The organism is Pseudomonas sp. 31 R 17 (assembly GCF_900004915.1).
GTDB classification, from domain to species: domain Bacteria; phylum Pseudomonadota; class Gammaproteobacteria; order Pseudomonadales; family Pseudomonadaceae; genus Aquipseudomonas; species Aquipseudomonas orientalis_A.
Genome location: NZ_CVTN01000033.1, coordinates 1 through 8,386, shown reverse-complemented (window position 1 = coordinate 8,386; position 8,386 = coordinate 1). Strand labels below are relative to the sequence as shown.

The 8,386-nt window shown below is 63.3% G+C and carries 3 protein-coding genes; all 3 read right to left on the bottom strand.

Going from position 1 to position 8,386, the window contains the following annotated elements; genetic code table 11:
- Window positions 1–1,057: exodeoxyribonuclease V subunit alpha (recD, locus tag BFP89_RS29160; protein ID WP_256097296.1), on the bottom strand; the 1,057-nt coding region annotated here is incomplete at its 3' end.
- On the bottom strand, window positions 1,054–4,725 hold the full coding sequence (recB, locus tag BFP89_RS01395; protein WP_065883477.1) for an exodeoxyribonuclease V subunit beta: 3,672 nt from the start codon (window positions 4,723–4,725) through the stop codon (window positions 1,054–1,056). The genes recD and recB, both read right to left, overlap by 4 nt.
- A complete protein-coding gene (recC, locus tag BFP89_RS01390) occupies window positions 4,722–8,174 on the bottom strand; it encodes an exodeoxyribonuclease V subunit gamma (protein WP_065883475.1) in 3,453 nt (1,150 codons plus the stop codon). Before recC ends, recB begins: the two co-directional genes overlap by 4 nt.
- Window positions 8,175–8,386: the final 212 nt, after the last annotated feature.

Here is an 8,386-nt window from a genome sequence, read left to right as displayed (position 1 = left end):
CCGCGCCCGCCTCGACCGAGGCGAGCTGGTCCTTGTCCCCCAGCAGCACCAGGCGAGCATGGGGTGGCAGGGCGTCGAGCAGGTTGGCCATCATTTCCAGATCGATCATCGACGCTTCGTCCACCACCAGCACATCCAGCGGTAACGGGTTGCCGACGTGATGACGGAAGTGCCGAGTGCCCGGGCGGCTGCCCAGCAACCGGTGAACCGTGGTGACCTGGGTCGGGATTTTTTCGCGCACGCTGTCGGGCACTTTCAGCGACAGCACTTGCTGGCTGATGGATTCGGTCAGACGCGCGGCGGCTTTACCGGTGGGCGCGGCCAGGCGGATGCGCAGGGGATTGCCGCTCTCCACGGCAGGCGCCTGCAACAGCGCGAGCAGGCGCACCACGGTGGTGGTCTTGCCGGTGCCGGGGCCGCCGGTGACGATACTGAATGCGCCCCGGGTGGCCAGGGCACAGGCGAGTTTTTGCCAGTCGATCACGCCATCGGGCGCCGGTTGATCGAACAAACCATTCAGGCGCTGCGGCAAATCGGCGGCGACGCTTTCGTGGCTGGCCAGCCGCAGGCGCAAGGCACTGTCGATGCGCCGTTCATAAGCCCAGTAGCGGCGCAGATAGAGGCGTTTTCCGCACAGCACCAACGGGCGGCTCCGCGCCGACTCACTGTCATCGAACGCCGGCGCGACCAAACGGCTGGTAGCCAGGACATGACACCAGTGGGCGCCGTCCAGCCCCTCGAGCAATTGCGACGGCAGCAGCATCGCGCCGGTCTGCAGGTCGCCTTCGGGCGGCAACGACAGGGCAAAGTCCGGCGCCTGCAGGGTTTCGAACAGATCGAGGCACACATGGCCGTGACCCAATTGATGGCTGGTCAATGCCGCCGCCAATAGCACAAGGGGATCGGCCTGCGGGTCAAGCTCATGCAGGAAGCCGACGAACGCTTTGTCCAGGGCCCGCAGCCAGCCACGCTCGACCCAGCGCTCCAGCAGTTGCACCAGGTCGGCGGCCCGACTGAGCGGCGACAATTGATCCAGCAGCAGCGGCGACAAGCTCATAGCAACACTCCTTGTTCCCAGGCGGGCTCGGCTTTTGGCGGAATAGGCTTGCCTTGGAACAACAGGTCCAGCCCTTCGATCAGCTCACGCGGCGGCCGGGTGAAGTACGCGCCCTGGGTCGCCGACTGCGTGCCGCGCAGGAACAGATAGAGGGCGCCGCCGACGTGGCGTTCGTAGTCGTAATCAGGCAGGCGCGCCTTGAGTTGGCGATGCAGGGCCAGTAGGTAAAGGACGTATTGCAGGTCGTACCGATGCTCGAGGATCGACTGTTCCATGGCGTCCATGGTGTAGGCCGAATCGTCAGGCCCGAGCCAGTTGGATTTGTAGTCAGCCACGTAATAACGGCCATCGTGCTCGAAGGTCAGGTCGATAAAGCCTTTGAACATGCCATTGAGCAACACCGGTTCGGCCGCCACGCGCGAGACGCCGTGGTGGGTGTGCTGGCACACCAGTTTGTCGAGGGCGAGCACGTCGACCTTATGGCTGGCGAACCAGAATTCCATTTCGATCTGGTAGTGCGCCAGCGCGCTGAAACTGACCCGGCCGTCGTACAGAGGCAGCGGCGCGTGCAGCAAGTGGTCAAGCCAGGCGCTGAGGGTGACGATCCAGCCTTCCCAATTGCGCCGATTGCAACGCGCCCCGACGGCTTTTTCAATGGCCTCGAGGCTGACGTTGAATGCTTCTTCACCGGCCCACTCCAACAAGCCGTGAAGGAAAGTGCCTGGATTCGGACCGCGTGGGAATCGATGAATATCGCCGCCGGACGCCACCACTTCGCGCGGTGCGTCGGGATCAAGGCGTTCGTCATCGAACAGTTTCTGCGCCTGCGGGCTTTCAGGCGCTTCGAGACTGGCGGCGCTCATACTGTCGCCAATGCGCAAGGCGCTGTAGGACGCGATCCACCAGTTCTCCGCCGCCTTGCGTTTGGGCAACAGCGGAGCCCGCAAGGTCGCTTCGTTGCGCGGGGGGTGGAACACGATGTCTTGCGCTGGCGGCACCTGGGCATAGCTGATGGCCGGGCAGCCCTGCTGCACATCCAGCAACCAGCGCGCCAGGCCGGCGGACTCACCCAGCGGCGCACCGGCGCCCAGCAGATAGCCCAGCGCCGACAGGTGCAGCACGGAGCTGCCGCTGTTGCCGCGTTTGAGGTCGGCGATGCCCAGCCAGCAGGCGTGTTTGGCGCGGGTCAAGGCGACGTACAGCAGGCGCAGATCTTCGGCCAGGCGCTCATCGTCGGCCAGGGCGATCAGCTCGGCGGTGGGCCGCAGGCTGACCTGAGATTTGCCCTGCGCGTCGTGGTAGTGCAGCGGCAAGCGAGTGCCGTCCACCGGTTTGGCCGAGCAGATGAAGGGCAGGAACACCAGGTCGTATTCCAGGCCCTTGGATTTGTGGATCGTCACCACCTTGACCAGTTGTTCATCACTTTCCAGGCGCAGGATCTGTTCTTCACCGGCCTGGCCCGACAGCGCCAGGTGCTCGGCAAGATGGCGAATCAATGCCTGTTCGCCGTCCAGCTCCGACGCGGCCTGTTGCAGCAGCTCACTGAGGTGCAGCAGGTTGGTCAGCACACGTTCGCCATCGCTGCGGGCGATTAGGGTTTGCGGCAGCTTGAAGTCATGCAGCAGGCGACGCAGCATCGGCAGCACGCCTTGGGAGCGCCAGATCGAGCGGTAGCCCCGGAACTGCATCACGCGGCTTTCCCACGCCAGTTCATCCTGGTTCAGACGCTCCAGTTCCGTCAGTGACAGGTTCAAGGTGACACAGGCCAGGGCCGCGCGCAGCGGGCGCTCGACGTCCGGCTCGGCGCAGGCCTTGAGCCAGGCCAGCAGATCGTGGGCTTCCTGGGCGGCGAAGACCGAGTCCTTGTCCGACAGGTACACGCTGCGCACGCCCCGTGCCGCCAACTCGGCACGCACGGCCTGGGCTTCCTTGCCGTCTCGCACGAGGATGGCGATGTCTGACGGCAGCACGCCTTTGAACGTGTCGTCTCTGGCAAAGCCTGCGCTGCCCTGCTGCCCACCCGTGAGCAATTCGACGATCTGCGTGGCGCAAGCAGCCGCCAGTTGCTGGCGATACAGCACATTGGAAATCGGTTGGTCGGTGGCTAAATGCCAAAGGTTCATTGCCGGCAGCGTCTGGCCGTCGACCTGCAGCTGTTCTTTGCGGCCCTGGGACAGCACCGAGTGGAACGGCACCGGGTTATGGCCGTCGGGCTCACGAAACAGGAACGCGCCGCGGCCGGTTTCCGCGCGCTGGAACAGGTGGTTTACCGCTTCGACCATCGCGTGGCTGGAGCGGAAGTTGGTGCCCAACGTGTGGTGGCGACCGGTGGTGGATTGCCGGGCGCGCAGGTAGGTGTAGATGTCCGCGCCCCGGAAGGCGTAGATCGCCTGCTTGGGGTCGCCGATCAGGAACAGGCCGCTGTCCAGGTGGTTTTCTTCGATACGGTAAATGCTGTCGAAGATGCTGTATTGCACCGGGTCGGTGTCCTGGAATTCATCGATCAAGGCCACCGGGAATTGCTCGCGGATCACGCTGGCGAGGCGCTCGCCGCCGTCGGCCTGGAGCGCGGCGTTGAGGCGGATCAGCATGTCGTCGAAGCCCATTTCAGCGCGACGCCGCTTCTCTTCTTCGAAGCGCTTGCCCACCCAGGCGGCGGCGTGTTGCAACACCGCGGCGTCCGGGGTGGGCAGTGCGTCAAGGGCCGCTTTCAGACCGGCCATGGCGTCGATGCCGGGATGCCGTGGCGGCTCGCCTTTCCAGGCTTCGGCCATACCCTCGGGAGTCAGGCGGGTAAAGCCGGTGCCGATATCCAGTTGTTCCAGGGTTTCATCAGTGGCCCAGGCACTGATTTTTTCGAACCAGGGTTCGAAGTAACGCGCCTGCATTTTGCGCCCATCGACCGCTTTGGCGGCCACAGCTTGCAGGCACAGATCACGCAGCTCGACGGCCCATTGTTGCCAGGGGGCCTTGATGCTGGTCAGTGCCTCGCGACGCTCTTGCAGGCAGGCAGCGATTATCTCGGCGGGCTCGCGGCTGTCTTCGGCGGGCCGCTCACTGCCAAACAGCGCGCGCACCCGTGGCATCAACGCGGCCGGGCCGCCCCAATTGTTGCGCACCCAGTTGAGCGCATCGTCATGCATCGGGTAGCAGAACAGGCGCCAGTAGTCGCGCAGCACTTCACCGAGCAAGTCGCTGTGGTCGGTTTCCAGGGTCTGGGTAAACAGGCTGCCGCTGTCGAACGCGTGTTCGCGCAGCATGCGCTGGCACCAACTGTGAATCGTCGAGACGGCTGCCTCGTCCATCCACTGCGCGGCGATGTCCAGCCGATTAGCGCAGGCGGGCCATTGTTCACTGGTGTATTGGTGACGCAGGTCGGCGATCAAGGCGTCGGGCTGCTCGATTTCGTCACGGAAAAACCGCGCGGCCTCCGCCAGACGGATACGGATACGTTCACGCAGCTCCTTGGTGGCGGCGTCGGTGAAGGTCACCACGAGGATTTGCGGCGGTAGCAGTTCACGGCCGAAGCCGGACTCATCGCCACCGTTGCCGAGCACCAGCCGCAGGTACAGGGCCGAAATCGTGAAGGTTTTGCCGGTGCCGGCGCTGGCTTCAATCAGCTGGCTGCCTTTGAGCGGAAAGGCCAGGGCCAAGGGTTTGCTGGTCATGCGCCGGCCTCCTCGCTGGACAGTGAGCGCCAGGGGGCGTTGAGCAAGGGGCGATACAAGGTTTCGCACCAGCCTTCAAACTCTTCGCTGGCGACCAGCGTGGCGTAGTTGGGGAACTGGCGAGTGAGCGCGGGCGTTTCGCGGCGTTCGCCATCGGTGGTGATACCGTCGCCCTCGTAGGCTTTGCTGGCAGCGGCGTGGGCTTTGGCCGGATCGGTCTGGCCGAGCCAGGCAAAGGCGGTCTTTACCGCGACGGGCAGCGGTTTGCTCATGCCGGTGTGCCAGGCGAGCAGCAAGTCACCGAGGAGGTTCTGAGCGGTGGCAGTGTCCAGCGGGGCCAGCAGCAAGGTGTCGTCACTGGCCACCAGGCCGGTGCTCAACGGCACGCCACAGGCACAGGCGACCACATGATTGACCCAGGGGCGAATCAGGCGGTGCCATTTGCGCGTCTTGATCGAGCCGATGCTGTTGGGGATGGTGGTCACGCTTAACAAACCGCCATCACCGCGCCGATGCAGGCCGCTGATCCAGCCGTCGAGCTGAATGCCCTGGTACGCGAAGCTGATCGGTTGCGCACCAATGTGCGGCGTTGGCCAGAGCGCCAGGAGGTGCTGATAGCGCTGCAACAGGTCCGGCAATGGCTCGATCAGCTCGTTGCGCAGGCATTCACCGAAGCCGACCATCGGCAGCAGGCCACTGCCTTGCAGGCGCAAGGCTTGGGCATTGAGGGCCTGATCAAGCTGGTCGGGGCGGGCCAGTGCTGCGTTGAGCAGACTGTCGCTGAGGGTGTAGCGTTGCAGTGCGTCGAGGACGAAGGGTTCTTCGTCGGCCAGCGGTACTTCGGCGGCTTCGAAGAACACTTTCAGGCGTTGGCTGAAGAAATGCCTGACAGGATTGCGCAGAAAATCCTGTAACTGGCCGAGGCTCAGGGGCTCTTCCTGATGGTGCGGTGCCAGCGCGTGGTCGTGCACCAGTGCGGCCGGGGCCTCATGCAGCAACTGCCATTCGCGAGCGTAACTGAACAGCGGGTCGCCTTCATGGAAGTAGCGGGCGCTGAACGGTTGGAGCGGGTGTTCCTGGGTCATTGCGTCGATCAGGGGTTCGGCGCTTTGGGCGTTATGCCAGCCACTGGCGAGGTGGTCACGCAGTTGGCCGATCAGCACCGAGGCCGGGCGCTCGCTGTTGTCGCGGATGCTGCGGCCGACCCAGCTGATGTAGAGCTGGTCGCGCGCGGACAGCAGGGCTTCGAGCAGCAGGTAGCGATCGTCCTCACGGCGTGAACGATCGCCGGGACGGTAGTCGCTGCCCATCAGGTCAAAGTCCAGTGGCGGCTGGGCACGCGGGTAGTCGCCGTCATTCATGCCCAGCAGGCAGACCAGTTTGAACGGGATCGCGCGCATGGGCATCAAGGTGCAAAAATTGACCGCGCCCGCCAGGAAGCGCTGGGACAGGCGGCCCTGGTCGAGCCCGGCCAACCAGGCCTCACGGACCACGGTGAGCGGTAATTCATCCTGCAGGCCGACGGATTCACAGGTTTCCAGCCACGTCTCTCTTAACTGTTCAAGCTGGCCAAGCAGGTAGTCATCGTGCTCGCTGCCGGGCAGGAAAAACAGTTGCATCAAGCGTTGCAGACGCTCGCCCCACACATGGGGAGGTGCGGGTTGCGACAGCGCCTGATGCGCGTCATTCAAAGCATCGAGCAAGGCCACCAATGGACCAATCAGCGCCGCATCAAGCCCACCGATCTCGTCGTAGGGCTCGATGCCTTCGCACGCCACACCCGTGCCGACGGCGTAGCCCAGCAGCATCCGCCGCAGGCCGAATCGCCAGCTGTTCTGCTCAAGTTCTGCGGGCAGCCCCAGGCCCGCACGCTGTTCGGCGTTGAGACCCCAGCGGATGCCGGCGCCTTCAATCCAGCGATGCAGTGTAGGCAGGTCGCGCTCATTGATGGCGAAACGTTCGCGCAGGGCCGGGACATCCAACAGATCGAGAATTTCGCTGACCGGGAAACGGCTGTCGGGGAGTTTGAGCAGGTGCTCGACCGCGATCAACAGTGGGTCACGACCACGTTGCCCCTGGTCTGTCAGGGTGAACGGAATGAAGCGTGGGTCGTTTCTTTCCAGTTGACCGAACACCGCGCGAATGTGCGGTGCGTAGCTGTCGACGTCGGGGACCATGACGATGATGTCCCGAGGGCGCAAGGTGGGGTCAGCGCTGAAACGTTGAAGTAATTGGTCGTGGAGAATCTCCACTTCGCGTTGGGCGCTGTGGGCGATGTGAAAGCGAATGGATGCGTCGCGTGTGAGGTCGACCGCCGGCCAGAACTCACGGGTTTCATCGAGTGGGCGCAATTCCAGGATGTCGTCCTGAAGCTGGTTGAGCAGCGTGGTGGGTTGGCTCTCGCTGAACAGGTCGATACGACCATCACGGAAGGCGGCGCGGTAGCTGTTGGGGTCGTCATAACTGTCCAGCAGGCTGATGTAGTCACGCCCCTGCTTTCCCCAGGCGGCGAGCAGCGGGTGAGCGTGCTGGTGCAAGGTGTGAGGATCAATGGTGACAGGCATGCCCGCTTTGCGCGCCTGGCGCTTGTATTCGTTACGCAGCAGGTCTTTGTCGGCCACGATGTCCGACCAATGATGGCGGCAAGGGTTGTGCACGCACAGCAACACTTGGCTGAAACGAGCCAGGCCCGCCAGTGCTTCGAGCGCCTGGGCGGGCAGCGATGAAATGCCGAAAACAATCACGCGGGAAGGCAAGCCGGGCGGCGCTTGCTCGAGTGTGTTGATGCGTTCGATAAACCGCTGATGAACGCCGGCACGGCTCTCGGCCATGCCCTGCTCCCCGACGTCGAGCAGCAACGCGCGCCATAATTCAGCCTGCCAGCAGTTGGCGGGGTTGAGGGGTTTGGATTCGCCCCGCCCGTTGCGTAATTGATGGCGCCCCGCCGCCCAGTCTTCCAGCCAATCGGCGCGATACACCTGGTATTGGTCGAACAAGTCGGCCAGCCGCTCGGCAAGCTGGTAGCGTTTGCGCAGGTCGGTGTCGTGGGTCAGGAAACGTTGCAACGGCTCGAAATGGGGCTGATCGATAAGCTCCGGGAGCAGACGCATGAGTCGCCATGTCAGCGGCGCCTTATCCAGCAGAGACTTGGGGGGGATTTCGTCACGACCCAGCACCATGCGATAGAGCTGCCACATGAAACTGCCGGGCAATTGCACATCGATTGCCGCGGCGATGCCACAGCCCCCCATATCGTCCTCCTGCGGATCTTCGGCCAGGGCAAGCTTGAGCCATTGAGCGATGCCATTGCTTTGGACCAGAGCAATTTCATTCTCCAGGGGCGCCAGGGGATAACGACGCATCCAGCTGACTACCAGGCTGCGCAACTCGTCCAGGCGGTTACCGTGAACCACCATGAATCCTGCGCTGAGGGACATCGCACCCGGCATAACGGTTTCCTTGGAAAAGCAAAAATCGAGGCTTGGACTTTAGCACTGAAGACCATTGCCATGAGCGCCTTGATACTTTTCGAGCGCCCAAAACAAAACCCCAACTGCTTTCGCAATTGGGGTTCTGGAATTTAATCTTGACGATGACCTACTCTCACATGGGGAAACCCCACACTACCATCGGCGATGCATCGTTTCACTGCTGAGTTCGG